This window comes from Shewanella sp. ALD9, from assembly GCF_002836315.1.
Lineage (GTDB): Bacteria > Pseudomonadota > Gammaproteobacteria > Enterobacterales > Shewanellaceae > Shewanella.
On the sequence record NZ_PJCD01000003.1, the window covers coordinates 317565 to 341812 of the forward strand.

Below are 24248 nucleotides of genomic sequence, written 5' to 3' on the forward strand. Positions count from 1 at the left end.
TTACCGCCGACTCTTTATAAACCAAAGTGGGCGATGTCCTAAGCGCTATTTCTAGACGAATGGGACACATTTGATACGTTATACTCTGCATCGAGTGAATACTCATTGGTGTCTGTAGGCTAAACACCAGTGCTATATAGATAATCAAAGAACTCTTTCGAATCATGTTCAACCATCTTAAATATGGTATCCCATAGGGGATTCGAACCCCTGTTACCGCCGTGAAAGGGCGGTGTCCTAGGCCTCTAGACGAATGGGACACATTTGACACGTTATACTCTGTATCGAGTGAATACTCATTGGTGTCTGTAGGCTAAACACCAGTGCTAGTTACCTATAATGAAGAACAAAACCCTAAGGATTCGACCCCCTGTTACCGCCGACTCTTTATAAACCAAAGTGGGCGATGTCCTAAGCGCTATTTCTAGACGAATGGGACACATTTGATACGTTATACTCTGCATCGAGTGAATACTCATTGGTGTCTGTAGGCTAAACACCAGTGCTATATAGATAATCAAAGAACTCTTTCGAATCATGTTCAACCATCTTAAATATGGTATCCCATAGGGGATTCGAACCCCTGTTACCGCCGTGAAAGGGCGGTGTCCTAGGCCTCTAGACGAATGGGACACATTTGACACGTTATACTCTGTATCGAGTGAATACTCATTGGTGTCTGTAGGCTAAACACCAGTGCTAGTTACCTATAATGAAGAACAAAACCCTAAGGATTCGACCCCCTGTTACCGCCGACTCTTTATAAACCAAAGTGGGCGATGTCCTAAGCGCTATTTCTAGACGAATGGGACACATTTGATACGTTATACTCTGCATCGAGTGAATACTCATTGGTGTCTGTAGGCTAAACACCAGTGCTATATAGATAATCAAAGAACTCTTTCGAATCATGTTCAACCATCTTAAATATGGTATCCCATAGGGGATTCGAACCCCTGTTACCGCCGTGAAAGGGCGGTGTCCTAGGCCTCTAGACGAATGGGACACATTTGACACGTTATACTCTGTATCGAGTGAATACTCATTGGTGTCTGTAGGCTAAACACCAGTGCTAGTTACCTATAATGAAGAACAAAACCCTAAGGATTCGACCCCCTGTTACCGCCGACTCTTTATAAACCAAAGTGGGCGATGTCCTAAGCGCTATTTCTAGACGAATGGGACACATTTGATACGTTATACTCTGTATCGAGTGAATACTCATTGGTGTCTGTAGGCTAAACATCAATGCTAATTATCTACTTAAATACTGTTAAGTAAGTGGTGGAGCTACACGGGATCGAACCGTGGACCTCTTCACTGCCAGCGAAGCGCTCTCCCAGCTGAGCTATAACCCCTCTTACTTAATGCTTTTGGATATGCTACTAGAAAAAACTAACATCATGTCTCAACTGCGAGGCGCATTCTATGCAGCATACCCAAAAGTGTCAACTCGTTTTTTAGGAATTTATTCTATCTGCTACAAATTCAATCGCTTTGGATATTCTTTGTGCAGATCTTTCTTTTCCGATTAAGAACAAGGTTAAATCTAAGGCAGGAGACTGTCCTGCGCCAGTAACCGCAACGCGTAAAGGCATACCTACTTTACCCATGCCGACATCAAGTTCTGTCGCTGTCGCTTCAATAACGTTGTGAATATTCTCTACGCTCCAATCATTTAGTTCAGATAACTTTTGATTGAACAATGTTAAAGGCTCTAGTGCCACGCCACGTAAATGCTTCTTAGCTTGGGCTTCATCAAAATCAGCAAAGTCTTCATAGAAGTAACGACTTGAAGCAGCTAATTCTTTTAATGTTTTCGCACGTTCAGATAATGCTGTAACAATTTCAGTTAACGCTGGACCATTACTAGTATCAATTTTCTGATCATCCATATGCCATTGTAAATGTGATGCGACATAAACAGGATCGAGAGACTTGATATAATGTTGGTTTAACCAAATGAGCTTATCAGTATTAAAAGCTGAAGCAGCCTTATTGATATCATCTAACTTAAACAGCGTTTTCAACTCGTCCATTGAAAATATTTCTTGATCGCCATGAGACCAACCTAAGCGAACAAGATAGTTTAATAGTGCTTCTGGTAGATACCCGTCATCACGGTATTGCATAACGCCCACAGCACCATGACGTTTAGATAGCTTAGCGCCATCGTCACCTAGAATCATCGACACATGTGCATATTCAGGGATCGGTGCGCCTAATGCTTTAAGGATGTTGATTTGGCGTGGCGTGTTATTGATATGATCTTCACCTCGTACAACGCAGGTAATACCCATGTCCCAGTCATCTACTACAACACAGAAATTATAGGTTGGTACGCCATCAGTACGCTTAATGATTAAATCATCAAGCATGTCGTTAGAAATTTCGATTCGACCACGAACGTGATCATCAAATATCACACTGCCTTCAATTGGGTTTTTAAAGCGAACAACAAAAGGCTCATCAGTATCACGAGGTGAGAGGTTACGACAACAACCGTCGTATTTCTGTTGCAAACCTTGCGCCGCTTGGTCTTCACGCATGCTCTCAATGCGTTCACGCGAGCAATAGCATTTGTATGCAGTGCCTTTGTCTAGCATTTGCGCAATAATTTCATTGTAACGATCAAAACGTTTAGTTTGGTAATAAGGACCTTCATCCCAAGTCAAACCTAACCAGTTCATACCGTCAAGAATGGCATCACATGCTTCTTGAGTTGAACGTTCAATATCAGTGTCTTCAATACGAAGTACAAATTCACCGTTGTTAGCACGTGCGTGCAACCATGAATAAAGTGCTGTACGAGCACCACCTACATGAAGAAAACCAGTTGGACTTGGAGCAAAACGCGTCTTAGTAGTCATAATCGGACACTAACCTATTTATAAACGTCTAAAGAAGACAAACAAAAAAATGTGCCGCTATTCTAACAGTCAAACCCAGCAGTTGAAATGGCGGACTTTCAAACCTCGGGAGGTTTTTGGATTTTCTTTATTTTTGATCACAATCCCTTGTTCAACAAAGCATCAAAGCGAACAATTTTAGTCCGACTGACATTATTTTAAATAAAAAGCGTTGACAGGTTTTGCTTGCCCCCTATAATACGGCCCCACACAGCGAGGTCGATTAGCTCAGCTGGGAGAGCACCTCCCTTACAAGGAGGGGGTCACTGGTTCGAGCCCAGTATCGACCACCATATTTTTATTTATGGATTATAACTGTTAATTATATCCCAGGTCGCTTAGCTCAGCTGGGAGAGCACCTCCCTTACAAGGAGGGGGTCACTGGTTCGAGCCCAGTAGCGACCACCATATAATTAACTAAACTATTGTGTAGAGTCCCAGGTCGCTTAGCTCAGCTGGGAGAGCACCTCCCTTACAAGGAGGGGGTCACTGGTTCGAGCCCAGTAGCGACCACCATTTCTCTAATAGATAGGTGGACTCAAAGTAAAATATCCCAGGTCGCTTAGCTCAGCTGGGAGAGCACCTCCCTTACAAGGAGGGGGTCACTGGTTCGAGCCCAGTAGCGACCACCATATTTTACCATGTTAAAAAAATTGATATTCCCAGGTCGCTTAGCTCAGCTGGGAGAGCACCTCCCTTACAAGGAGGGGGTCACTGGTTCGAGCCCAGTAGCGACCACCATATCAATTTAAGCTTAATTTACGTTTTATCCCAGGTCGCTTAGCTCAGCTGGGAGAGCACCTCCCTTACAAGGAGGGGGTCACTGGTTCGAGCCCAGTAGCGACCACCATATTTTATTTCTGTATTATCCCTTGATATGCCTCAAAGCTTTACCAAACAATCCAAACAATCCAAACAATCCAAACAATCCAAGCAATCCAAGCAATCCAAGCAATCCAAGCAATCCAAGCAATCCAAGCAATCCAAGCAATCCAAACATTCCAAACCATTTAATGTGCTACTCTCAGTTTTTTGTGCCTGTTTTTATTCCTATGCATAAAAAAGCCACTCAAATTTGAGTGGCTAATGCTCATTACTCAACTTTCGATTAATCTAACCCTAAAAATCCGCCAGTTTGATGGGCCCACAGTTGTGCGTATATCCCTTTGGCATTAATCAGTTCTTGATGAGTACCTTGTTCAACAACACAGCCTTTATCTAATACAATGAGTCTATCCATAGCTGCAATCGTTGAAAGTCGATGTGCTATCGCAATCACTGTTTTACCTTCCATCAATTCATACAACGACTCTTGAATCGCTGCTTCGACTTCAGAATCTAATGCTGAAGTGGCTTCATCAAGCAATAGAATTGGCGCATTCTTAAGTAATACTCTTGCAATGGCGATCCGTTGACGTTGGCCGCCAGACAGCTTAACGCCGCGCTCACCCACTTGGGCATCAAGCCCTTTGTTACCAAAGGGATCCGTTAAATTGTCAATAAACTCTGCAGCTTGTGCTTGAGTTATCGCCGCTATTAATTTTTCATCACTGGCATGTGGATCACCGTACAGAATGTTTTCACGGATCGAACGATGTAATAACGACGTATCCTGAGTCACCATACCAATATTTGCCCGTAATGAGTCTTGGGTTATATCCGTTATAGGTTGATCATCAATCAATATTTGGCCTTTTTCAACATCATGAAAACGCATCAATAAGTTGACTAAGGTCGATTTTCCTGCACCAGAACGTCCTACAAGACCGACTTTCTCGCCCGCTTTAATATTCAGATTTAGTTGCTCAATGACGCCGGTTTTTTCACCATAATGAAAGCAAACCTGATTGAAGTCGATTTTACCGTGGTCAACAACAATGTCTTTTGCATCCATTTTATCTTGGATAGCAATGGGTTTTGATAAGGTATTCATACCATCGGTAACGGTACCAATATTTTCAAATAGCGAACTGATTTCCCACATAATCCATTGTGACATTCCATTCAAGCGTAACGCTAAACTCACCGCAATCGCAATGGCACCAACCGTAATCGCATTGTCTGCCCATAACCAAATAGACACAGCCGCAATGGTGAACGCTAATATGTAATTAATGATTTGTACTAAAACATTAATGATCGTAACCAGACGCATTTGGCCATAAACGGTTTTTAAGAAACGCGTCATACTATCTTGGGCGTAGTCAGCTTCTTGAGTCGTATGCGAGAACAGCTTTACGGTTGATATGTTGGTATAACTATCGACAATACGGCCGGTCATTGTTGAACGAGCATCAGCTTGTTCTGTCGATATTGCTTTCAGCTTTGGAACGAGTTTCCATTGAATCAACACGTAAGCCGCTAACCAAACGAGCATGGGTAACATTAAACGTACGTCAGCAGTGGCAATCATGACCAACATCGAGGTGAAATACACCAAAATGTACATCAGTACATCCAGTAGTTTCATGACCGTTTCACGTACAGCAAGCGAAGTTTGCATTACCTTTGTGGCGATTCGTCCTGCAAAATCATCTTGATAAAATGAAATACTCTGCTTGAGTAAATAGCGATGTGCTTGCCAACGAATAGCCATGGGGTAGTTACCCAAAAGCGTTTGGTGCACGATAGAAGCATGTAACCAGACAACCAGCGGTATGACCACTAAGACAATTACTGACATGGTAATTAACGTTGTGCTTTCATCTTGCCACAATGTTTGTGGGTTTTTGGTGACTAACCAATCTACCAGTTGCCCCATAAAACCAAACAATGACACTTCCAACATTGCCATTATGGCTGTCAGTACTGACATGATAATTAAAGGCAAACCAAACCCGCGAGTATAATGACGACAAAATGCGTACAAAGTATTGGGTGGCTGAGTCGGTTCTTCTTGTGGTAAAGCTTGGGTCAATGATTCAAAAAATTTAAACATCTAATGCTCTAACTTAATGGTGAAAATTCTGCTGACTAGGATAACGCAAAAAGGCCAAATGTAATGGGTTAAATTGTTACCATATACGAAACGATTGGGTTCCGTTTTCCGCTAGTCGTGGTTGTTGTATTTCGGTAAAGTAATCTCTTAAATACGCAGTGCAGAATAAATAGTTCAGTTTTACGATTGAACATCTTGAAGATGATAGAGGCTAAATAGACGAATGGTCCAGATTAACAGTGATTGTTATATTGCAGCACAGATCTGCCAGCAAGCAAGGCTTAGTCGTGACGCTCGCTTTGATGGTCAATTTTTTACCGGAGTTATCACTACTGGCATTTATTGCCGATCAATTTGTCCCGCTCCTGCACCCTATGAAAAAAATGTCCGTTACTTTGATTCTGCGATAAAAGCGGCTAATGCTGGACTTAGGCCTTGTCTGCGATGCCGGCCCGATAGTGCGCCAAGTTCATTTGCGTGGTTAGGTACTCAAACAACGTTAATGCGTGCTATCACGTTAATCGAACAAGGCTTTTTAAATGGTGAAGATGCAGGAACGATCGTCAAGTTGGCTGATAAATTAGGTATTACCAGTCGGTATTTAAATAAACTCTTTAACCAAGGTTTGGGGACTTCACCTAAACGTTTTGCGTTGTATCAGCAGTTGATGTTTGCTAAGCAGCTATTACACCAAACTCAATTATCAATGACAGACATCGCCATGGCCGCTGGTTTTAATAGCATCAGGCGCTTTAATGAAATTTTTAAACAAGAACTACTATTAACACCGAGTGATTTACGCCGAAAGAGCCGACGTTCAACTGATGAAACTCATCCTTATAAAAGAAACCAAGTGAGTATTAACATTAAACCAATAACATTAGTACTATCTTATCGGCCACCCCTAAATTGGGCGAAGATGTTGGCTTTTTATGCCTTTCGTCAAGTTGATAATATGGAGGTCATTGATGATATTTCGGGACGTTATGGCCGAACCTTCTCATTTAATGGTGTAGAAGGCTTTTTTTACATTTCACTGAATGCCGATAAACCTCAACTTGATGTGAGTATTTACTTAGCCGATGCCAATGATATTAAATCCTTGCATTATATTACTCTGCAATTACGGCGTATGTTTGATTTAGATGCTGACATGGCGATAATCCAGCAGGCATTATCTCCTATCATAGAATTAGGCGCCAAAATTGATAGTGGTTTGCGTATTCCCGCGGCAGGTAGTGTATTTGAGGCCGCTTGCCGTGCCGTATTAGGGCAACAAGTGAGTGTGGTGCAAGCCACTAAACTATTAAATTTATTGGTTGAATCTTATGGTGAAACGCTGTTCATCGATGGTAAGACTTGGCAGTTATTTCCGACGGCACAAGCTATTGCTAGCGCTTCATTAGATGAACTTAACATGCCAGGTGCTCGAAAATTAGCATTAAATGCCTTGGGGCAATTTGTACATCAACATCCAGACTCAACGCCTGACGATTGGTTGTCCGTAAAAGGTATCGGTCCATGGACTGTTGCTTACGCGAAAATGCGAGGTTTGAGTGACCCTGATGTTTTTTTGAGTTCTGATTTAGTCATCAAAAATCGTCTTCATGCGTTACGAGACCAATCGGGTAAACCTATTGAAACCACTAAATCTTACTTAAGCATTGCTGCCGACATTGCAAAACAAGCATCACCTTGGGGCAGCTACTTAACCTTCCAGCTTTGGGATAACGATCCTGTCGCTGCAAAAAACGGATAATATTATGACCCATTTTACTTCGCCGAAGTGTCATGCTTTAGTCACAAGTCCTGTTGGTTTACTCTCGCTTAAAGCATCTGAGTATGGATTAACTCATCTACAGGTTGAAGATCTTGCCCAAACGAGCTTGCTCGTAGAGATTCAAACTCAGTTTATACTCCAACAAAGCAATACTGAGACTACTCAAGATTTATTGAAACAAGCCCAACAACACATTGATACAACAGTCATTCAATTAACAGAGTACTTCGCTAATCAAAGGCAGCATTTCAGTGTTCCACTAGCGCCTAAAGGTACCGTGTTTCAACATGAGGTTTGGCATGCTCTGAGTCAATTAACATTCGGCCACCGCTGCAGTTACAGTGATATCGCTAATACTATTGGGCGACCTAAAGCTGTCAGAGCGGTCGGGGCTGCAAATGGTGCAAACCCAATAGCCATTATCGTTCCTTGTCATCGGGTGATAGGAAAAGGCGGTAAGTTAACCGGTTATGCTTATGGGCTCGATATGAAGCAGTGGCTACTAGACTTAGAAGGGATTGAAGAAATTAACTAATTTATCTGACTGCTGTGCCAAAGTACGTTAAAATGTCCGATTGATATCCATTATTTTGAGCGCATTTGATACATGACCCAAGCTTCTTTAGCTACGACTTTCGCTGAATTTGGCCTGCATACTCCATTGTTGGCCAGATTAGCTGAGCTTAAATACCTGCAGCCTACACCAATCCAAGCAGAAACCATTCCTAGCACACTAACCGGTAAAGACTTACTGGCAGGTGCCAATACCGGCTCAGGTAAAACAGCGGCTTTTGCATTGCCGATTTTACATCAATTGGTGAGTCGTCGGGCAACAACATCTGCCAAAGGTAATTTTGTCAGTGCGTTAGTCTTGGTTCCAACGCGAGAACTCGCTAAGCAAGTTGCCGACAGCTTTAAATCCTATGCGGTTCATTTAAATGGCGACATTAAAGTGGTTGCTGCATTTGGCGGTGTATCTGTTAATACTCAGATGTTAGCATTGCGTGGTGGTGCCGATGTGGTGGTCGCTACGCCAGGTCGTTTACTCGATTTAGTATCGTCAAATGCACTAAAGTTGTCCCAAGTGACAACGTTAGTACTTGATGAAGCTGACCGAATGTTAAGCCTTGGTTTTACTGAAGAATTGACTCAAGTACTCAATTTACTTCCTAAGCAAAAACAAACGTTATTGTTTTCAGCTACTTTTCCAGATGAAGTACGCCAACTAACGCAAGCGCTGCTCGTTAATCCGCTTGAGATACAATTACAAAGCGCTGAAGCGAGTACATTAGTACAACGGGTAATGACGGTTAATCGTGAAAAAAAGACCGCATTACTTGCGCACTTGCTACAACAACATCAATGGCGCCAAGTATTGATTTTTGTTAATGCCAAAAATAGTTGCAATCATTTAGCTCAAAAACTGGCTAAACGTGGTATCACTGCAGAGGTGTTTCACGGTGATAAAGCCCAAGGCGCGAGAAGTCGTGTATTGGAAGGTTTTAAGGCTGGAGATATTCAAGTGCTCATAGCGACTGACATTGCTGCTCGTGGCCTTGATATTGAAAAATTACCAGTGGTAATAAATTTTGACTTACCGCGTAGTCCAGCAGATTATATGCATCGAATTGGTCGCAGCGGACGTGCGGGAGAGGTCGGTTTAGCGTTGACCTTGTTGTCGCATGATGAGTATCATCACTTCTCTGTTATCGAGAAAAAGAATCAAATTCGCCTTGAACGTGAACAAGTTAACGGATTTGAGGCTGATGATGTAGTGCCTGAAAGCGTACTGGAACAACCTAAGCCAATAGCGAAGCCAGAAGGTAGCGGTAAGAAAAAACGTAAAAAGTTGTCCTCAGTTAATGTTGATATTTGGGCTAAAAAACCAGATTAGTAGTAGGTAATATGAAACATATTTTTTGGTTAGTTGATGGACAAGTTGCAGGCCGTAGCGGTCCAAACAAAGATGCGTGGGACTTAGCTGAGTTAAAGCAAGCCGGTTTCGGTGCAATTGCATCCTTAAATAATGGTGAAGGTTGCGATATCGACGCTATGGCTGAATTAGGTCTTCGTCATAAAGTATTTAATTTACCTGATAATATTCCACCTAAGCCGCATGATTTAGCTATTTGTGCTGAAATACTCCCCCAGGTATTAACATTTATTCGTGAATGTGAAACTGATCAGTTACCAGTGTTACTCCATTGTCGCTCTGGGATCAATCGTACAGAAATGGTGATGGCTTATTATATGATGGAGAACGGTGCAGCGCCTTTGCATGCGGTTAGTCAAGTTCGTAATGCCAGTGGCTTAGCGTTCGATGCTGAGGGGTGGGATCAATTTGTTTATGATGTGCTTTACGAGCTGCAATCTGCTTCGAACTGATTAATGTCAATTTAAAGCATCATAATAATGAGGGAAACAACGATAATTAAATCAGTGGCTGATTTAATTATCGTTGTTTCCCTTTGTTGTTTTTATTAGGCTATATTCGGTGCTAACTTGCACTATGTTCTAGCTTATATGTGTATATTGCCGATTAAGTTTTTCCCGGCTTTGATAAATTACATAAGAAGGTTCACAACAATTCAATCGTTGATCTTTTTTGCACGACATATCGACAACTTGTTGCGGAAATAGTACTAATGTAGTTTGCTATTTCTGGTTATCAACCAAAGTCTCCGTCTCAAATACTCATTATTTATAGAACCGTAATTGTATCGTAATGATTTATCGAGTTGGCTATTATCGGATGTATAGCTAATTTTGTGATTTGTAATGATCTTTGCAGATAAAATAGGCCACTTAAGCTAGTCTAAAGACTGACGATAAATGCTATAGTGAAGTAGATTTCAGTCTTCAGATGAAGGGGTAATGATGAGTCCGAAAATGAGCAAAGCGAATCAATCGCAGGGTTTATTGCTTTTTAAATTAAATCAAACACAAGTGTTTGCTTTAGGTACTTTAAAAATTCGTGAACTCGTGCCGTTTACTCCTTTAACTAAAATCCCACACTCTCACTCGGCTATTCTTGGTGCAGCAACCATTCGGGGTATGACTATTCCGATTATCGATATGGCTGCAGGTATAGGCTATAGACCCGTTACCGAAGCAGAGCTTAAAGATAGCTATATCATCATTACTGATTGTCAGCGAATGGTGATAGGTTTTCTTGTGCGCTCAATCGATAAAATCATTGAATGTAATTGGCGTAATATCGAAGCACCTTCAGGTAACTTAGGCAAAAATGCCTTTTTAACAGGTGTAACCCGTTTTAATGATCAGCTCGTTCAGTTATTAGATGTCGAGTTATTACTGTCGAAAATATTTCCGGATGATCCGATTAATAATCGAGCGATATTAACCGATGTACAACGTGAGAAATTAACACCGTTACGTATTTTACTGGTGGATGACTCAAAAGTTGCCCGTAAACAATTATCTGATGCATTAGACTCTATTAACATTGCTTATCAGGTGACGGCAGATGGTCGCGACGCTCTGCAGATGATGCAACAAGCCGCGGAAGAACGAAAGCCTATTGATTTACTGGTGAGTGATATTGAAATGCCAGGACTTGATGGATACGAATTAGCCTTTGAGGTTAAAAATAATCCAGCGATTGAACACGCGTACATTATTTTACATACGTCCTTATCCAGCGAAATCAGTGTTAGCCAAGCTAAACAAGTCGGAGCCAATGAGGCATTAACAAAATTTGATGCTAAAGAGTTGATTGAAGCGATGCTTAGAGGTGCTCAAGCACTGCAGCCTGCTTGATGATTGCTGTTGTTTTTTTTATGGTATTTTCAGCTTTTAACATCGTTAACAATTTAACAGCAAGTAACCTGTAACCGTCAAATTAGTGCTTTCTTTATGACCGATGATTGAATTTTTTTACTCATTTGGTATCAACACTAGACTTATTACATGGCATCCTGATATATAGCTACAAGGCTTTTATAGTGTTCAGTATATTCGCTGGGCACAAGGTAATGCTTAACTTTAATGAGGGAGTGCTATCCCTGAAAACGGATTGATTGAAGTGTGCTAATTGAGTGTGGTGAGTTAATCTCCCTCAATGAGTAAGAGAGTAGGGTGTTTTCAGTAATAGCATTGATATTATCGAGATGTCATGAGTATCGTAACCTAAGTATTATATCGCTGTAAGCTGCAAGGTGATGAATACGTGGATACGACGAGTATTATGATGTTTCCTTTTTCTAAAGATAAGCAAAACCTTGATCATAAAAAGTCATAAATATAATAATCATAGGTTAAGCAATGAATCAAAAAACATCACTGTTAGCTCGTATCGCTAACGGTAGCCTCGTGCTACAAATCATCAGCGGAATCATTTTGGGCGTGATTCTGGCAAGTATTTCAACCACAGGTGCCAATAATGTGGCTTTTTTGGGCTCACTTTTTGTGGGTGCTTTAAAAGCCATTGCGCCAATACTGGTTTTTGTTTTGGTTGCATCATCGATTGCCAATCAAAAGAAAAATAGTCAAACCAATATGCGTCCTATCATTGGGCTATATCTTTTCGGAACGTTTGCAGCGGCATTAACAGCAGTATTATTCAGTTTTGCTTTTCCAACGACTTTACTACTAACAGCCGGGATAGAGGGCTCAAATCCTCCTCAGGGGATTAGCGAAGTAATCAATACCTTATTGTTCAAAGTTGTTGATAATCCGGTGAACGCATTATTAACGGGCAATTACATCGGTATTTTGGTGTGGGGGGCAGGCCTTGGGATAACCATGCATCATGCCAGCGACAGTACTAAGCAAATGCTCTCTGATGTCAGTGATGCGGTGTCAAATATAGTCCGCTTTGTCATTCGTTTAGCACCAATTGGTATTTTTGGTTTAGTTGCGGCTACATTTGCTGAAACAGGTTTCGACGCTCTTGCGGGTTACGGCCAATTATTGATGGTACTTGTGGGATCCATGTTATTCATTGCTTTGGTGATTAACCCTATTATCGTTTATGTCAAAATTAAACGTAACCCATATCCATTAGTATTTAAATGTTTACGTGAAAGTGGTGTTACAGCCTTTTTCACCCGTTCAAGTGCGGCCAATATTCCGGTCAACATGGCATTGTGTGAAGAGCTAAAATTGCATAAAGACACCTATTCTGTGTCTATTCCATTAGGTGCCACCATTAATATGGGCGGTGCTGCGATTACCATTACGGTATTAACATTAGCAGCAGCTCATACTTTGGGTATTCAAGTGGACTTTATGACAGCTCTGTTATTGAGCGTGATAGCGTCCGTTTCTGCTTGTGGTGCTTCAGGTGTTGCCGGTGGTTCACTATTATTAATCCCATTAGCGTGTAGTTTGTTTGGCATTTCTAATGATGTTGCTATGCAAGTTGTGGCAGTTGGTTTTATTATTGGTGTTATTCAAGACTCAGCTGAAACTGCATTAAATAGCTCTACAGATGTGATCTTTACTGCTGCAGCATGTGAAGCTGCTGAAGCGAAAGAGACAGCTCAAGCTCGTTAATATCGTGAAAAAGTCCTTATTGATAAATGCCGACGCGATAGCGTCGGCATTTTTTTGTTTGAATGGCCAAGGTAGCCTGATGTGAAGATAACAAACGCCTCTCAAACAGTTCCTTGTCTTGATACCTGCGTTATTCTTTACACAAGAAGACTTGCAATAGGCTAGATATTGACGCGTCGATTCGTCTTGTTGCTAAGACAAATAATAATATTGATAGTGATTAATCGCTAAGCTTTTAATCCTTCTGACTACATTTTAATATCTTATCCCAAGCTCTGGTTAAGATATTAAAATGGATGCTGACTAAAAAACGTCATCTCGACTTGGCTATAAGGATGGGTAATTGTGAGCGATTGCGCATGCAGGTTTAACCGTTTACTGGCACTAATTGTTTCGGTATCGCCATAAAACTCATCGCCTAAAATGGCATGGCCAAGCGCCAACATATGAACCCTAAGCTGATGAGTGCGACCCGTGTGGGGTTTAAGTTCCATCAGGGTTGACTGCGTCCTATGTTCAAGTACCTGGAAGTAGGTTAACGCAGCTTTGCCTGAATCTGTAAGCATTTGGAATGGTGGTGAATCTGGATTAGGTCCTAGGGCAAAGTTCACTTTACCTTGTTGTTCACCCACGTGGCCAATCACTTCAGCAATGTACACTTTTTTGGCCTGGCGATTTTGAAACTGAATTTTTAAATGTGATTCCGCTTTTTTAGTACGAGCAAAAATCATGATCCCAGAAGTATCACAATCTAAACGATGGATCAAAATCGCTTCAGGATAGCATCGTTGCAAACGGGTTATGGCCGTATCGTGTGTGTCAGGTGAACGCCCTGGATTTGATAATAGGCCTGAAGGCTTATTGATGACGATAATGTCACGGTCTTTATAGCGTATGTCCAACCACGGAATTGAGGGTGGTTGATAAGTAAAGATGTGCATTATAAATTGTCTCTCTAATTGTGTCTGATTCAGGTATTGATGTGGCGAAACGTTAATCTCGCGAGTACTCATGTTGCGGATACTAACAAAGTTTTACTGATAACCAAAAACCAATTATTCGACTGAATAATGCTGTTTGGTTATGGCTGCTTTACCAGGTCGCTAACCATAACCGTAATGACATTCCCCAACTGCTTGTTACGCCAGAGGTAACAAAGCGAATATTGTTTTCAGTATCAACGATATAAATAGCAGGCAATGCCATGGCGCCCCATTGTTGGCTTAATTGCATTGTTTGATGCTGATTGATGACATCAAAATGATAATGATGATGTTGCATAAAGGTGCTGATGTCGTCGTCAGAACCTGAAGCTACTGCAATGGAAACAACCTGATAATCTGGATTAAGATTAACCGAGTTCACCATAGGAGAGGTCACCTTACACACCGGACACCAAGTGCCCCAAAAATAGACCAAGGTGGGTTTATTTTGGGTACTGTTCTCTCTGATATGCTGCTGGGCGTCAATTGATGCTGAAGTAAATAATGATATTGGTTTATTGGCGATAGTATATGCGTTAATTGGCATCGCTATGCCTGTTCGCATATCTCGCTGTAGATAACTCGCGATAGCGAACAACACCACCGCAATAACGATTATATCGCGTAGACTCGTTAGCCAAAACCGTTTGGTTTTGAGTGTGTATTTTAGATTAAGTAACCATGACGGCATACGACATTAATTCCTATAAATACCCTGTATTAAGGTAAATATGCTGCCGGAGTCTTACGACTATAAAGCCTGCTATAGGCCATTAACTGTGGATAAAAGGTTCTAAATGCAATCTCGATATCAATATAAATCTTATCGATATCTTTAATGGCATGGTCAAAAAGTTCTGGTTTTGATAAACGACGACTGACGCCTTTAATCGCTTGATCTAATCCTTGCCTTGTTTGGTAACTACTAAGCCAATCTTGCTGGATAATTTGTGGCGCAATGGCCTGTAACGTCGGAGGTAGTTCAAGTGTAGTACTAAGCTGGTGGTATGCTTTTTGGCAAAATTCATCTAATGGCTGATGATGATACTCTTCCCAATAAAATGCTAAGTAATGATCAAATACTAAGTCTACTAATATCGGTGCAACACGACGTGAGGTTTTAGGAAACAGCTTGAGCAGGTCGATAATAATTTCATGACTATCAGTAATTTGGTCTATTTGTCGATGAAGCCATATCCCTTGTTGCAGATGTTTTGGATGTTGCTCTATGTTACCTTTCGCGAAATCACCCGACAAATTAGCTACTAGGTGAGTATCGCTGATGTCGGCTAAATGTAAGTGAGCTAAAAAGTTCATAAATTGTACTTCTAATTTTATTATTTTACAGTATGATACTAGCCGTTTGTAACAAAGCGTTACAAAGTGGCAAGTGAGTGGTGTTAATCATAACGTTTTATAGATAAATGTCATGGAGTATTGAGCTTCGTATCATTGTGATGCGTATATGTAACTGCTTTTTAAAGGTTATAGGATTAATTTAGGGATCAAGGATGATGAAAGACTGGATTAAAAAGTTATTGGGTAAGCCAGCTGCACCAAAAAGAAATAAAGTACACATCGACATGCGTTATGAAGAACATTCATATAAATCGGCCCAAACCTTTGACTCTGCCAAGTCAGATACTATTGAACTGGACGATATCGACACCGAGTCGATAGAACAAAAGCCGACAAAATAATCACCAAACTTGATCTTAACCCGCAGTCGCCATAGACTAGCGGCCGTTTTTACTGTTGAGATCATACTATGCGTGTTGCAGATTTTTCATTTGACCTACCTGATGAGCTGATTGCTCGCTATCCGACAGCACAACGCAATGCTTCGCGTTTACTCACATTAAGTGGCGAAAACGGTGAGCTTGCCGACAAAAAGTTTACTGATTTATTCAATCTGATCAATCCTGGAGACTTGATGGTGTTTAATAACACCCGAGTCATACCTGCGCGTTTATTTGGTCAAAAGTCGACTGGCGGTAAGCTTGAGATTCTCGTTGAACGTATGCTCGACGATAAACGTATTCTAGCCCATGTTCGCAGTTCAAAATCGCCTAAAGTGGATACGATTATCGACTTAGACGGCGGCTACCAAATGAAAATGTTGGTTCGTCACGATGCTTTGTTTGAGCTTGAGTTACTGTCTGATAAAACCATATTAGAAGTCCTTGAAGACGTTGGCCATATGCCACTGCCTCCTTACATTGATCGTCCAGATGAAGATGCTGATAAAGAACGTTATCAAACAGTGTATAACCAAACGCCAGGTGCTGTAGCTGCACCTACAGCAGGCTTACACTTTGATGATGCCATGCTAGCCGATTTAAAAGCCAAAGGGGTTAATATTGCCTTTGTGACTTTGCATGTCGGTGCCGGTACATTCCAGCCAGTACGAGTCGATAATGTGCTTGAGCACAAGATGCATTCAGAATGGGCTAATGTTCCACAAGAGGTTGTTGACCTAATTGCGCTTACTAAAGCGGCTGGAAATCGTGTTGTTGCCGTCGGCACAACCTCAGTGCGTTCATTAGAAAGCGCAGCACGCGCGAGTGGAGAAGGTCCGCTTGAAGCCTTTAGTGGTGATACCGATATCTTTATTTACCCAGGTTTTCAATTTAAAGTTGTTGATGCCATGGTCACTAATTTTCATTTACCAGAATCAACATTAATCATGCTGTTGAGTGCTTTTGCAGGTTATGAAGCGGTCATGAAGGCTTATCAACATGCGATTACGCAAAAATATCGCTTTTTTAGCTATGGCGATGCGATGTTTGTGACGAAAAAAGCCCCGTAGGCAATGAATTTGATTTAAAATACTCGCCCACAATAGTGGGCGTTTTTTTGATTTAATGTGTCAGTAACCTTGAAGCATTAAAATTTGCCCTCATTACTATAGAAACTAAACGAGTCAGACTGTTTATCTGGCAAGGTGATTTATGAAATTTGAATTAGATACAACTGATGGTCGTGCACGTCGCGGACGTCTTATTTTTGATCGTGGCACTGTAGAAACACCAGCATTTATGCCTGTTGGAACTTACGGTACGGTAAAAGGTATGACGCCTGAAGAAGTGCGCGCTACTGGTGCCGACATTTTATTGGGCAACACCTTCCATTTATGGTTACGTCCTGGCGAAGAGATCATGCGTAAACACGGTGATTTGCACGATTTTATGAATTGGCAACGCCCTATTCTAACGGACTCGGGTGGATTCCAAGTGTTTAGTTTAGGTGACATTCGTAAAATTACTGAAGAGGGTGTGCATTTCCGTTCACCGATCAATGGTGAAAAGATTTTCTTAGACCCAGAAAAATCAATGCAAATTCAGGATTCTTTAGGATCTGACGTGGTGATGATTTTTGATGAATGTACACCGTATCCAGCGACACATGACGAAGCACGTAAGTCGATGCAAATGTCACTGCGTTGGGCTAAGCGCTCACGTGATGAGTTTGACCGTTTAGAAAACCCAAACTCTTTGTTTGGCATTATTCAAGGTGGCGTATTTGAAGATTTACGTGACGAGAGCGTAAAGGGTCTTTTAGACATAGGTTTTGATGGTTATGCCGTAGGTGGTTTAGCTGTTGGCGAGCCTAAAGCAGACATGCACCGTATTTTAGAGCATGTTTGTCCGCAAATTCCTGCTGACAAGCCGCGCTATTTAATGGGCGTAGGCAAACCTGAAGATTTAGTCGAAGGTGTTCGTCGTGGTGTGGATATGTTTGACTGTGTAATGCCAACACGTAATGCCCGTAATGGCCATTTATTTACCAGTGAAGGTGTGATTAAAATTCGTAACGCACGTCACCGTGATGACACAGCAACATTAGATCCTAAGTGTGATTGTTACACTTGTAAAAACTATTCACGTGCTTATTTATACCATTTAGATCGTTGTAATGAAATTCTAGGTGCGCGTTTAAACACCATCCATAATTTACGTTATTACCAAATGTTGATGGAAGGTTTGCGCGGCGCAATTGAGACAGGTACATTAGACGCCTTTGTTAAGGAGTTCTATACCAGTTTTGGTCGTGAAGTACCTGAGTTAATCGTTTAATTTTAGCTAATAAGAAGAGAGAACTATGTTTATTTCAAATGCATATGCAAGTCCAATCAGTGGTGTAGCCGGTGGCGAAACCATGCAGTTAATTTTCATGCTAGTCATGTTTGGATTAATTTTTTACTTCATGATTTTCCGTCCACAGTCAAAGCGTGTAAAAGAGCACAAAAACCTAATGGCGTCGATTTCAAAAGGTGATGAAGTGTTAACCAGTGGTGGCATTCTCGGTAAAGTGACCAAAATCGGTGAAGAAAGTGATTATGTGTTATTAGCGATTAATGATAACAACCAAATCACGATTAAAAAGGATTACATCGCAGCGGTATTGCCTAAAGGTTCTATCCAGTCGTTATAAGCCAAGAGGGCTATGGTGTGTTAAATAAATACCCAATGTGGAAAAACATCATGGTGATGCTTGTCATCGCCATTGGTAGTTTTTATGCAATACCAAATTTGTTTGGTGAAGATCATGCAGTGCAGATTGTCGCAACTCGCGGCGCAGAAGTGACTGCATCGACACAAACGGCTGTGGTTGATTTATTAGATAGCCAGGGTATTGCCGTAAAGCGTGCCGAGCTTGAAAATGGTCAGTTATTGGTCCGAGTGCAAAATCCTGAGCAGCAGTTGGTGGCGAAAGAAGCTATCGCTGAACTGCTTGGTCAGAAATATACCGTTGCGTTAAACTTAGCTCCGGCAACCCCTGAATGGCTTGAAGCTGTTGGTGGGTCGCCGATGAAATTAGGTTTAGATTTACGTGGTGGTGTTCACTTCTTAATGGAAGTGGATATGGGCGAAGCTATTCGTAAAATGGAAGAAGCTAAGATAGCTGATTTCCGTAGCCAGCTTCGTGAAGAAAAAATTCGTTATGCTGGTATTCGTAAAACCCCTAAAGGAATTGCGATTAAGTTTCGAGATGCTGAAACTGTTGACCAAGCTGAGACTTATTTAAAAACTCGCAGCAATGACATGACCTATACCGACGCGAGTAGCGGTAATGAGTTTATGCTTCTTGCTACCATGAGTGATGCTTACCTTAAGCAAATTAAGGAAGAAGCATTACAGCAAAACATCACCACTATTCGTAACCGTGTTAACGAGTTGGGTGTTGCTGAGCCTGTAGTACAACGTCAAGGCGCTGAGCGCATTATTGTTGAACTGCCTGGTGTACAAGACACAGCTCGTGCAAAAGAAATTTTAGGTGCTACGGCATCGATTGAATTTCGTATGGTTGACGATAAAGCCGACGTAAGTGCAGCAGCAAATGGTCGTGTTCCAGCAGGTGCAGAAGTGTACCAACGCCGTGAAGGCGGGATTGCCGTATTGAAAAAAGAAGTGATGCTAACGGGTGATCATATCACTGGTGCACAACCTACTTTTGATGAATACAGCCGTCCACAGGTAGCGATTAATCTTGACGCGAAAGGCGGCTCGATTTTCTCTAACGTCACCAAAGATAATATCGGTAAACCAATGGCAACATTGTTTATCGAATATAAAGACAGTGGTACACGTAATCCTGATGGCACAGTGAAAATGACTCGTATTGAAGAGGTTATTTCAGTTGCGACGATTCAGGCTCGTTTAGGTCGTAATTTTGTCATTACCGGTCTTGAGCATACTGAAGCACAAAGCCTAGCGTTATTATTACGTGCAGGAGCGTTGATCGCGCCAGTGACCATTGTGGAAGAAAGAACTATTGGCCCAAGCTTAGGTGCTGAAAACATCCAAAACGGTGTTCAAGCGATGATTTGGGGCATGGTTGTTGTTCTTGTATTTATGATGGTTTACTACCGTGCATTTGGTTTTATTGCCAACCTTGCATTGATGGCAAACTTAATTATGGTTGTTGGTGTGATGTCTATGATCCCAGGTGCGGTATTAACCTTGCCAGGTATTGCGGGCATGGTATTAACGGTGGGCATGGCGGTTGACGGTAACGTACTTATTTTTGAACGTATCCGTGAAGAACTTCTTGGCGGTCGCAGCGTACAACAAGCTATCCATGAAGGTTATGGTAATGCTTTTTCAACCATTGCAGATGCTAACATCACCACTTTTATGACAGCGTTAATCTTGTTTGCTGTCGGTACCGGTGCGGTTAAAGGCTTTGCTGTTACCTTAATGATAGGTATCGCGACTTCGATGTTTACAGCCATAGTTGGCACACGCTCAATCGTGAATGCGGTTTGGGGTGGTAAGCGCGTTAAGTCATTGTCTATCTAAGGGAGAAGTTGAATATGTTGCAAATATTTTCAGTAAAGAAAACAGTCGACTTCCTTCGTCATGCACTTCCTATTAGTGTAATGTCGTTGATCTTAGTTATTGCTTCTTTTGTATCGCTAGGCGTACAAGGCATTAACTGGGGCTTAGATTTTACCGGCGGTACGGTTGTTGAAATGGAGTTTTCAGCACCTGTTGACTTGAATGCTTTACGTGCGACCATGACCACAGCTGAAGCTGAAGGTGCGGTAGTACAGAACTTTGGTTCAAGCCGCGATATATTGGTGCGTTTACCGGTAAGAAATGAGTTAAAAAGTGATGTCCAGGTTGCAGCAGTATTAACTGCTGCGCAGTCAATTGATTCAGGCGTGATTCAAAAGCGTGTTGAGTTTGTTGGGCCACAAGTAGGTAAGGAATTAGCGGAGCAGGGTGGCTTAGCCGTTATTGTTGCTTTAATCTGTATTCTTATCTATGTATCATTTCGTTTTGAATGGCGTTTAGCTGCAGGTTCTGTAGCGGCGCTAGCCCATGACGTTATTGTGACCTTAGGGGTATTTTCGGTATTACAGCTTGAGTTTGACTTGACCGTATTGGCAGGTTTATTAACAGTTGTAGGTTACTCACTTAACGATACCATCGTAGTGTATGACCGTATCCGTGAAAACTTCCTTAAAATGCGTAAAGGCACCCCTGTAGAGATTGTGAATACCTCAATCACTCAGACCATGAGTCGTACTGTTATTACTACAGGTACTACATTAATTACCGTTATTGCGCTGTTTTTAAAAGGCGGCACAATGATCCATGGTTTTGCGACTGCATTGCTACTCGGTATTTTTGTTGGTACATACTCATCGATTTACGTGGCAAGTTATTTAGCCATTAAATTGGGTATCAACCGTGAGCATATGTTACCGGTAGAGATTGAGAAAGAAGGTGCTGATCAACCTTCAATGATGCCTTAATAAGTATTATTAATCTTTATCGCTAAAAAGAAACCCCAGCTTGCTGGGGTTTCTTTTTATGGCTAAGTTATGTTCTGTTGTTCTGTTGTTCTGTTGTTCTGTTGTTCTGTTAAATGCACTTCACAGGCAGCCATCAAGGTTTTGTGCCATTGAGTTTGTGGGTCGATTATCAGCGCTTCCCACCCATCACTGCCGAGTATGTCGACACTGAGAAACATCAGTGAAGTTACCATCATCTTCCCAGATACTCTAAATGTACCGATATTAGTCTCTAAACGAGAAATGGTTATTTTAGTCATGATGCAAAGTGATGAGGTAATCTGCTTGGCCGTTTTCGGTTGAGGTAAACTCACCGTGGCCGATAAATTGATGCAAGTTATCGGTACCCGAGTCAGCTATTACATTGAATTGGCTTTGTGCAACACCTTGCGAGAATACCCCATTATGTTGTAACACTATGGTGCCGGATATTTCTGGCGTGTTTATGGTTAAGTGCTCCATTCCAACAAATACCGCAGCCTCCCCATTTTGATATGACATTACATAGCGAATTTGAGCTGAACCATTGATATCACCAGAATACGTTTGGGTAATTTCGGCAATGGTTTGTTTGCTGTTATTGTCGTGTTCAGCATATGCCGATTCATTCCAAGCGGTGATTTGAAATACACCTTTTAAGACTATTTTTGTCATGTAAAGCCCTGCTTATGATGTTATTAAATGCGAAGAGTTCATATAAAGTTAACATAATCATTGTCTATGACAAATGTCCAATTTATAAACAACACTCGACAGATTTTGGTAGAGGCAGTAGGATGAAACAAATTTGCCAGCAAGAGCAATGCAGTAGGATAACGCATGGAACAACGAAAAGTATTATTAGCCGGTGGTAATTTACTGCAGGCTCACACATGGAAAGGGCTACTTGAAACCAGTGGAATTGAAGTTGATCTTAAAGGTGAAGCACTCATTGGTGGTGTAGGCGGTTTACCGATTGAAATGCAAACGGTAGAATTATGGGTAGCAGACAATCAACTTGTCACTGCGCAAACCTTACTCGATTCACTCGATATTGAACAGCCTCAATGGCAATGTGTCCAATGCCATGAAATAAACGAAGGCAGTTTTGAATTGTGTTGGCAATGTAGTTCGCAAAGAAGTGAAATGCATAACGAATAAACCCGTATGATGGTTTTTTAACGTTGAAAGCCATCTTTCATGACCACATAGTATTCAACATAAACGGGGTTTAATCGCGACGTAAATATTAGACGAAAAGTGTCTAAGTCAATTACGTTTAGTAATAAAGAGCCTAGTTTATAAATATGCGCCCGTTTAGTTGAGCCACTAGGATTGCATATGTGGCTTATTTCGGCGCAATTAGCGCTTATTCATGTAAATGACACCATCATAAACTCCTCGTTATAGTAAATTGCCACTAACTGCAGCAAAATTGCTTTCAAAAATCCAATAGACTCTAATGATTAAACTACTTTTAGGTTTATGACGTATGTAGTGTTAATTTGTCACAAATGAGTGATTTAACTAACTTAAGGAAACGCTATGCAACCCTCTCCAGCATTCGCCAGTTTGGTCGATTCTGTTATGCCACATGTTAGCTTGTTAACCATTGAGCAATATCAACAACAAGATCAATGGCAATTAATTGATGTGCGAGAAGATAACGAATGGTTACAAGGGCATTTACCTAATGCAAAACACCTCAGTCGTGGCATTATTGAACGTGATATAGAGCATCGTTTTCCGGATGAAAATACTCCAATATTACTTTATTGTGGCGCCGGCCAGCGTGCAGCATTATCTGCCTATAATTTACAACTTATGGGTTATACGCAAGTCGCCTCACTGGTTGGTGGCTACCGTGCTTGGATACAACATCAATTCCCTATCGTTGAAGACTGAGTAGATTAATGCAATATTTCCCTTTGTTTGTCGATACTCAAGGTTTGAAGGTCTTATTGGTTGGTGCTGGTGAAGTTGCCACACGTAAACTCGATTTGTTGTCTCGTACGGATGCTCATATTCATGTCATAGCGCCGACGGTTGCCAATGATATTGAAAACTATTATACGCAGGGGCGGATCCAGCTGTCTCGTCGTGAAGTATGTGCTGATGATATTGCCAATGTGGATATCATTTACCTTGCTACTGCCGATGAGCAATTGAATATGGATTTTGCGCAGTTGGCCACAGAGCGGGGGATTTGGGTGAATGTGGTCGATAATCCTAAATTTTGTCGATTTATTACGCCTTCGATAGTGGATAGAGGCCGGTTAGTGGTTGCGATAAGTACGGCTGGTGCCGCACCTGTTTTCGCTCGAACCATCCGTTCACGCCTCGAAACTATGCTACCGTCATCATTAGCGCCTTTATTTGATTTTGTTGCCAGCAAGCGCGAGGAAGTACAACATAAATTATTAGCAGGCAAAGATAGACGTTTATTTTGGGAACGTTTTTTTACCACTAATCAAGATAAATTCGATGCATTAACAGAACAACGTTACCTTGAGTCTTTTGAAGACTTTAGTGTTAAAGGTGAGATTCTTTTGTTAACCGAGGATACGCCGGCACATTTACTCCCTATTGCAGCAATGCCGCTGTTACAGACATTAGACGTGGTTTACAGTGATAGTGCGCTTGATAGTGAGATTAATGAATTATTAAGGCGAGATGCAAGCAGAGAAGCGGTGCCATTGTTAAGTGATATCACTCATCAATATGAACATGGATCTCGTATGTTGATAGTGTCTTCTGTTGCAAAAGTCGCCCAGTTAAGTGCGCATTTTCCAATGGCTAAACATCTACGCCCTGGCGCTATTTAACCGGATAAGTACGA

Annotated in this window: 23 protein-coding genes and 10 tRNA genes; 21 read left to right on the forward strand and 12 right to left on the reverse strand. The window is 41.5% G+C overall.

Annotated elements, in window-relative coordinates:
* Window positions 1-184: 184 nt before the first annotated feature.
* The 5 genes from CXF88_RS09025 to gltX all read right to left on the reverse strand — a co-directional run bounded on the left by CXF88_RS09025 (window position 185) and on the right by gltX (window position 2870).
* Window positions 185-260 (reverse strand) — tRNA-Glu (locus CXF88_RS09025).
* Window positions 261-557: 297 nt separating this feature from the next.
* Window positions 558-633, reverse strand: a tRNA-Glu gene (locus CXF88_RS09030).
* A 297-nt stretch (window positions 634-930) separates the two neighbouring features.
* A tRNA-Glu gene (locus tag CXF88_RS09035) sits at window positions 931-1006 on the reverse strand.
* Window positions 1007-1282: 276 nt separating this feature from the next.
* Window positions 1283-1358, reverse strand: a tRNA-Ala gene (locus CXF88_RS09040).
* A 102-nt stretch (window positions 1359-1460) separates the two neighbouring features.
* Entirely contained in the window at window positions 1461-2870 is a 1410-nt protein-coding gene (gene gltX, locus CXF88_RS09045) for a glutamate--tRNA ligase (protein WP_101086558.1), read from the reverse strand.
* A 256-nt stretch (window positions 2871-3126) separates the two neighbouring features.
* On the opposite strand from gltX, the gene CXF88_RS09050 reads away from it, so the two are divergent.
* The 6 genes from CXF88_RS09050 to CXF88_RS09075 all read left to right on the forward strand — a co-directional run bounded on the left by CXF88_RS09050 (window position 3127) and on the right by CXF88_RS09075 (window position 3759).
* Window positions 3127-3202, forward strand: a tRNA-Val gene (locus tag CXF88_RS09050).
* 39 nt (window positions 3203-3241) lie between these two features.
* Window positions 3242-3317, forward strand: a tRNA-Val gene (locus CXF88_RS09055).
* A gap of 32 nt (window positions 3318-3349) precedes the next feature.
* Window positions 3350-3425: transfer RNA gene (locus CXF88_RS09060), tRNA-Val, on the forward strand.
* Between the two features lie 40 nt (window positions 3426-3465).
* Window positions 3466-3541, forward strand: a tRNA-Val gene (locus tag CXF88_RS09065).
* Window positions 3542-3574: 33 nt separating this feature from the next.
* Window positions 3575-3650 (forward strand) — tRNA-Val (locus CXF88_RS09070).
* A 33-nt stretch (window positions 3651-3683) separates the two neighbouring features.
* Window positions 3684-3759 (forward strand) — tRNA-Val (locus tag CXF88_RS09075).
* Window positions 3760-3774: 15 nt separating this feature from the next.
* On the opposite strand, the gene CXF88_RS22180 is transcribed toward CXF88_RS09075, so the two are convergent.
* Window positions 3775-3909: a hypothetical protein gene (locus tag CXF88_RS22180; protein WP_277949087.1), complete on the reverse strand. Its 135-nt coding sequence runs from the start codon at window positions 3907-3909 to the stop codon at window positions 3775-3777.
* A 108-nt stretch (window positions 3910-4017) separates the two neighbouring features.
* On the reverse strand, window positions 4018-5847 hold the full coding sequence (locus CXF88_RS09085) for an ABC transporter ATP-binding protein (protein ID WP_101086560.1): 1830 nt from the start codon (window positions 5845-5847) through the stop codon (window positions 4018-4020).
* A gap of 223 nt (window positions 5848-6070) precedes the next feature.
* Between CXF88_RS09085 and CXF88_RS09090 the strand changes: the two genes are divergently transcribed.
* The 6 genes from CXF88_RS09090 (at window position 6071) to sstT (ending at window position 13144) form a co-directional block, all read left to right on the forward strand.
* The gene (locus CXF88_RS09090; protein ID WP_101086561.1) at window positions 6071-7606 is read left to right on the forward strand and encodes an AlkA N-terminal domain-containing protein; all 1536 of its coding nucleotides are present in this window, start codon (window positions 6071-6073) and stop codon (window positions 7604-7606) included.
* 4 nt (window positions 7607-7610) lie between these two features.
* A complete protein-coding gene (locus CXF88_RS09095) occupies window positions 7611-8162 on the forward strand; it encodes a methylated-DNA--[protein]-cysteine S-methyltransferase (RefSeq protein ID WP_101086562.1) in 552 nt (183 codons plus the stop codon).
* A 72-nt stretch (window positions 8163-8234) separates the two neighbouring features.
* Window positions 8235-9521 carry a DEAD/DEAH box helicase gene (locus CXF88_RS09100; RefSeq protein WP_101086563.1) on the forward strand — a complete coding sequence of 429 codons (1287 nt, stop codon included), beginning with the start codon at window positions 8235-8237 and terminating at the stop codon, window positions 9519-9521.
* Between the two features lie 11 nt (window positions 9522-9532).
* On the forward strand, window positions 9533-10012 hold the full coding sequence (locus CXF88_RS09105) for a dual specificity protein phosphatase family protein (protein ID WP_101086564.1): 480 nt from the start codon (window positions 9533-9535) through the stop codon (window positions 10010-10012).
* A gap of 504 nt (window positions 10013-10516) precedes the next feature.
* On the forward strand, window positions 10517-11407 hold the full coding sequence (locus CXF88_RS09110; RefSeq protein ID WP_101087199.1) for a chemotaxis protein CheV: 891 nt from the start codon (window positions 10517-10519) through the stop codon (window positions 11405-11407).
* Between the two features lie 504 nt (window positions 11408-11911).
* On the forward strand, window positions 11912-13144 hold the full coding sequence (sstT, locus tag CXF88_RS09115) for a serine/threonine transporter SstT (RefSeq protein ID WP_101086565.1): 1233 nt from the start codon (window positions 11912-11914) through the stop codon (window positions 13142-13144).
* A gap of 287 nt (window positions 13145-13431) precedes the next feature.
* Here sstT and CXF88_RS09120 read toward each other — a convergent pair whose 3' ends face one another.
* The 3 genes from CXF88_RS09120 to CXF88_RS09130 all read right to left on the reverse strand — a co-directional run bounded on the left by CXF88_RS09120 (window position 13432) and on the right by CXF88_RS09130 (window position 15444).
* On the reverse strand, window positions 13432-14085 hold the full coding sequence (locus CXF88_RS09120) for a pseudouridine synthase (protein WP_101086566.1): 654 nt from the start codon (window positions 14083-14085) through the stop codon (window positions 13432-13434).
* Window positions 14086-14236: 151 nt separating this feature from the next.
* Entirely contained in the window at window positions 14237-14818 is a 582-nt protein-coding gene (locus CXF88_RS09125; RefSeq protein WP_101086567.1) for a protein disulfide oxidoreductase, read from the reverse strand.
* A gap of 29 nt (window positions 14819-14847) precedes the next feature.
* Complete coding sequence (locus tag CXF88_RS09130) at window positions 14848-15444, reverse strand: ACP phosphodiesterase (RefSeq protein WP_011638153.1); 597 nt, start codon at window positions 15442-15444, stop codon at window positions 14848-14850.
* Between the two features lie 194 nt (window positions 15445-15638).
* Here CXF88_RS09130 and CXF88_RS09135 point away from each other — a divergent pair, with 194 nt between their 5' ends.
* From CXF88_RS09135 to secF, 6 genes are all read left to right on the forward strand, one after another.
* The gene (locus tag CXF88_RS09135) at window positions 15639-15827 is read left to right on the forward strand and encodes a hypothetical protein (protein WP_101086568.1); all 189 of its coding nucleotides are present in this window, start codon (window positions 15639-15641) and stop codon (window positions 15825-15827) included.
* 68 nt (window positions 15828-15895) lie between these two features.
* Complete coding sequence (gene queA / locus CXF88_RS09140; RefSeq protein ID WP_101086569.1) at window positions 15896-16936, forward strand: tRNA preQ1(34) S-adenosylmethionine ribosyltransferase-isomerase QueA; 1041 nt, start codon at window positions 15896-15898, stop codon at window positions 16934-16936.
* A gap of 142 nt (window positions 16937-17078) precedes the next feature.
* Window positions 17079-18203 (forward strand): tRNA guanosine(34) transglycosylase Tgt, encoded by a 1125-nt coding sequence (tgt, locus tag CXF88_RS09145; protein WP_011638151.1) that lies wholly within the window; start codon window positions 17079-17081, stop codon window positions 18201-18203.
* A gap of 25 nt (window positions 18204-18228) precedes the next feature.
* Window positions 18229-18561, forward strand: coding sequence for a preprotein translocase subunit YajC (gene yajC, locus CXF88_RS09150; RefSeq protein ID WP_011638150.1), 333 nt, complete (start codon window positions 18229-18231; stop codon window positions 18559-18561).
* Between the two features lie 17 nt (window positions 18562-18578).
* Window positions 18579-20429, forward strand: coding sequence for a protein translocase subunit SecD (gene secD / locus CXF88_RS09155; protein WP_101086570.1), 1851 nt, complete (start codon window positions 18579-18581; stop codon window positions 20427-20429).
* A 14-nt stretch (window positions 20430-20443) separates the two neighbouring features.
* Complete coding sequence (secF, locus tag CXF88_RS09160; protein WP_101086571.1) at window positions 20444-21391, forward strand: protein translocase subunit SecF; 948 nt, start codon at window positions 20444-20446, stop codon at window positions 21389-21391.
* 62 nt (window positions 21392-21453) lie between these two features.
* On the opposite strand, the gene CXF88_RS09165 is transcribed toward secF, so the two are convergent.
* A complete protein-coding gene (locus CXF88_RS09165; protein ID WP_101086572.1) occupies window positions 21454-21690 on the reverse strand; it encodes a hypothetical protein in 237 nt (78 codons plus the stop codon).
* Window positions 21683-22084 carry a DUF3224 domain-containing protein gene (locus CXF88_RS09170; RefSeq protein WP_101086573.1) on the reverse strand — a complete coding sequence of 134 codons (402 nt, stop codon included), beginning with the start codon at window positions 22082-22084 and terminating at the stop codon, window positions 21683-21685. The genes CXF88_RS09165 and CXF88_RS09170 overlap by 8 nt, the downstream gene beginning before the upstream one ends.
* A gap of 165 nt (window positions 22085-22249) precedes the next feature.
* Between CXF88_RS09170 and CXF88_RS09175 the strand changes: the two genes are divergently transcribed.
* From CXF88_RS09175 to CXF88_RS09185, 3 genes are all read left to right on the forward strand, one after another.
* Complete coding sequence (locus CXF88_RS09175; protein ID WP_101086574.1) at window positions 22250-22570, forward strand: DUF2007 domain-containing protein; 321 nt, start codon at window positions 22250-22252, stop codon at window positions 22568-22570.
* Between the two features lie 384 nt (window positions 22571-22954).
* Window positions 22955-23314, forward strand: a complete 360-nt coding sequence (locus CXF88_RS09180; RefSeq protein ID WP_101086575.1) for a rhodanese-like domain-containing protein — start codon at window positions 22955-22957, stop codon at window positions 23312-23314.
* A gap of 8 nt (window positions 23315-23322) precedes the next feature.
* Window positions 23323-24234 carry a bifunctional precorrin-2 dehydrogenase/sirohydrochlorin ferrochelatase gene (locus CXF88_RS09185; RefSeq protein WP_101086576.1) on the forward strand — a complete coding sequence of 304 codons (912 nt, stop codon included), beginning with the start codon at window positions 23323-23325 and terminating at the stop codon, window positions 24232-24234.
* The last annotated feature ends 14 nt before the right edge of the window (window positions 24235-24248 follow it).

What these genes read in the sequence shown, in the direction of transcription:
- gltX (WP_101086558.1), bottom strand. Translation starts at nt 2,870, where the DNA reads ATGACTACTAAGACGCGTTTTGCTCCAAGTCCAACTGGTTTTCTTCAT.
- CXF88_RS22180 (WP_277949087.1), bottom strand. Translation starts at nt 3,909, where the DNA reads ATGTTTGGATTGCTTGGATTGCTTGGATTGCTTGGATTGCTTGGATTG.
- CXF88_RS09085 (WP_101086560.1), bottom strand. Translation starts at nt 5,847, where the DNA reads ATGTTTAAATTTTTTGAATCATTGACCCAAGCTTTACCACAAGAAGAA.
- CXF88_RS09090 (WP_101086561.1), top strand. Translation starts at nt 6,071, where the DNA reads ATGGTCCAGATTAACAGTGATTGTTATATTGCAGCACAGATCTGCCAG.
- CXF88_RS09095 (WP_101086562.1), top strand. Translation starts at nt 7,611, where the DNA reads ATGACCCATTTTACTTCGCCGAAGTGTCATGCTTTAGTCACAAGTCCT.
- CXF88_RS09100 (WP_101086563.1), top strand. Translation starts at nt 8,235, where the DNA reads ATGACCCAAGCTTCTTTAGCTACGACTTTCGCTGAATTTGGCCTGCAT.
- CXF88_RS09105 (WP_101086564.1), top strand. Translation starts at nt 9,533, where the DNA reads ATGAAACATATTTTTTGGTTAGTTGATGGACAAGTTGCAGGCCGTAGC.
- CXF88_RS09110 (WP_101087199.1), top strand. Translation starts at nt 10,517, where the DNA reads ATGAGCAAAGCGAATCAATCGCAGGGTTTATTGCTTTTTAAATTAAAT.
- sstT (WP_101086565.1), top strand. Translation starts at nt 11,912, where the DNA reads ATGAATCAAAAAACATCACTGTTAGCTCGTATCGCTAACGGTAGCCTC.
- CXF88_RS09120 (WP_101086566.1), bottom strand. Translation starts at nt 14,085, where the DNA reads ATGCACATCTTTACTTATCAACCACCCTCAATTCCGTGGTTGGACATA.
- CXF88_RS09125 (WP_101086567.1), bottom strand. Translation starts at nt 14,818, where the DNA reads ATGCCGTCATGGTTACTTAATCTAAAATACACACTCAAAACCAAACGG.
- CXF88_RS09130 (WP_011638153.1), bottom strand. Translation starts at nt 15,444, where the DNA reads ATGAACTTTTTAGCTCACTTACATTTAGCCGACATCAGCGATACTCAC.
- CXF88_RS09135 (WP_101086568.1), top strand. Translation starts at nt 15,639, where the DNA reads ATGATGAAAGACTGGATTAAAAAGTTATTGGGTAAGCCAGCTGCACCA.
- queA (WP_101086569.1), top strand. Translation starts at nt 15,896, where the DNA reads ATGCGTGTTGCAGATTTTTCATTTGACCTACCTGATGAGCTGATTGCT.
- tgt (WP_011638151.1), top strand. Translation starts at nt 17,079, where the DNA reads ATGAAATTTGAATTAGATACAACTGATGGTCGTGCACGTCGCGGACGT.
- yajC (WP_011638150.1), top strand. Translation starts at nt 18,229, where the DNA reads ATGTTTATTTCAAATGCATATGCAAGTCCAATCAGTGGTGTAGCCGGT.
- secF (WP_101086571.1), top strand. Translation starts at nt 20,444, where the DNA reads ATGTTGCAAATATTTTCAGTAAAGAAAACAGTCGACTTCCTTCGTCAT.
- CXF88_RS09165 (WP_101086572.1), bottom strand. Translation starts at nt 21,690, where the DNA reads ATGACTAAAATAACCATTTCTCGTTTAGAGACTAATATCGGTACATTT.
- CXF88_RS09170 (WP_101086573.1), bottom strand. Translation starts at nt 22,084, where the DNA reads ATGACAAAAATAGTCTTAAAAGGTGTATTTCAAATCACCGCTTGGAAT.
- CXF88_RS09175 (WP_101086574.1), top strand. Translation starts at nt 22,250, where the DNA reads ATGGAACAACGAAAAGTATTATTAGCCGGTGGTAATTTACTGCAGGCT.
- CXF88_RS09180 (WP_101086575.1), top strand. Translation starts at nt 22,955, where the DNA reads ATGCAACCCTCTCCAGCATTCGCCAGTTTGGTCGATTCTGTTATGCCA.
- CXF88_RS09185 (WP_101086576.1), top strand. Translation starts at nt 23,323, where the DNA reads ATGCAATATTTCCCTTTGTTTGTCGATACTCAAGGTTTGAAGGTCTTA.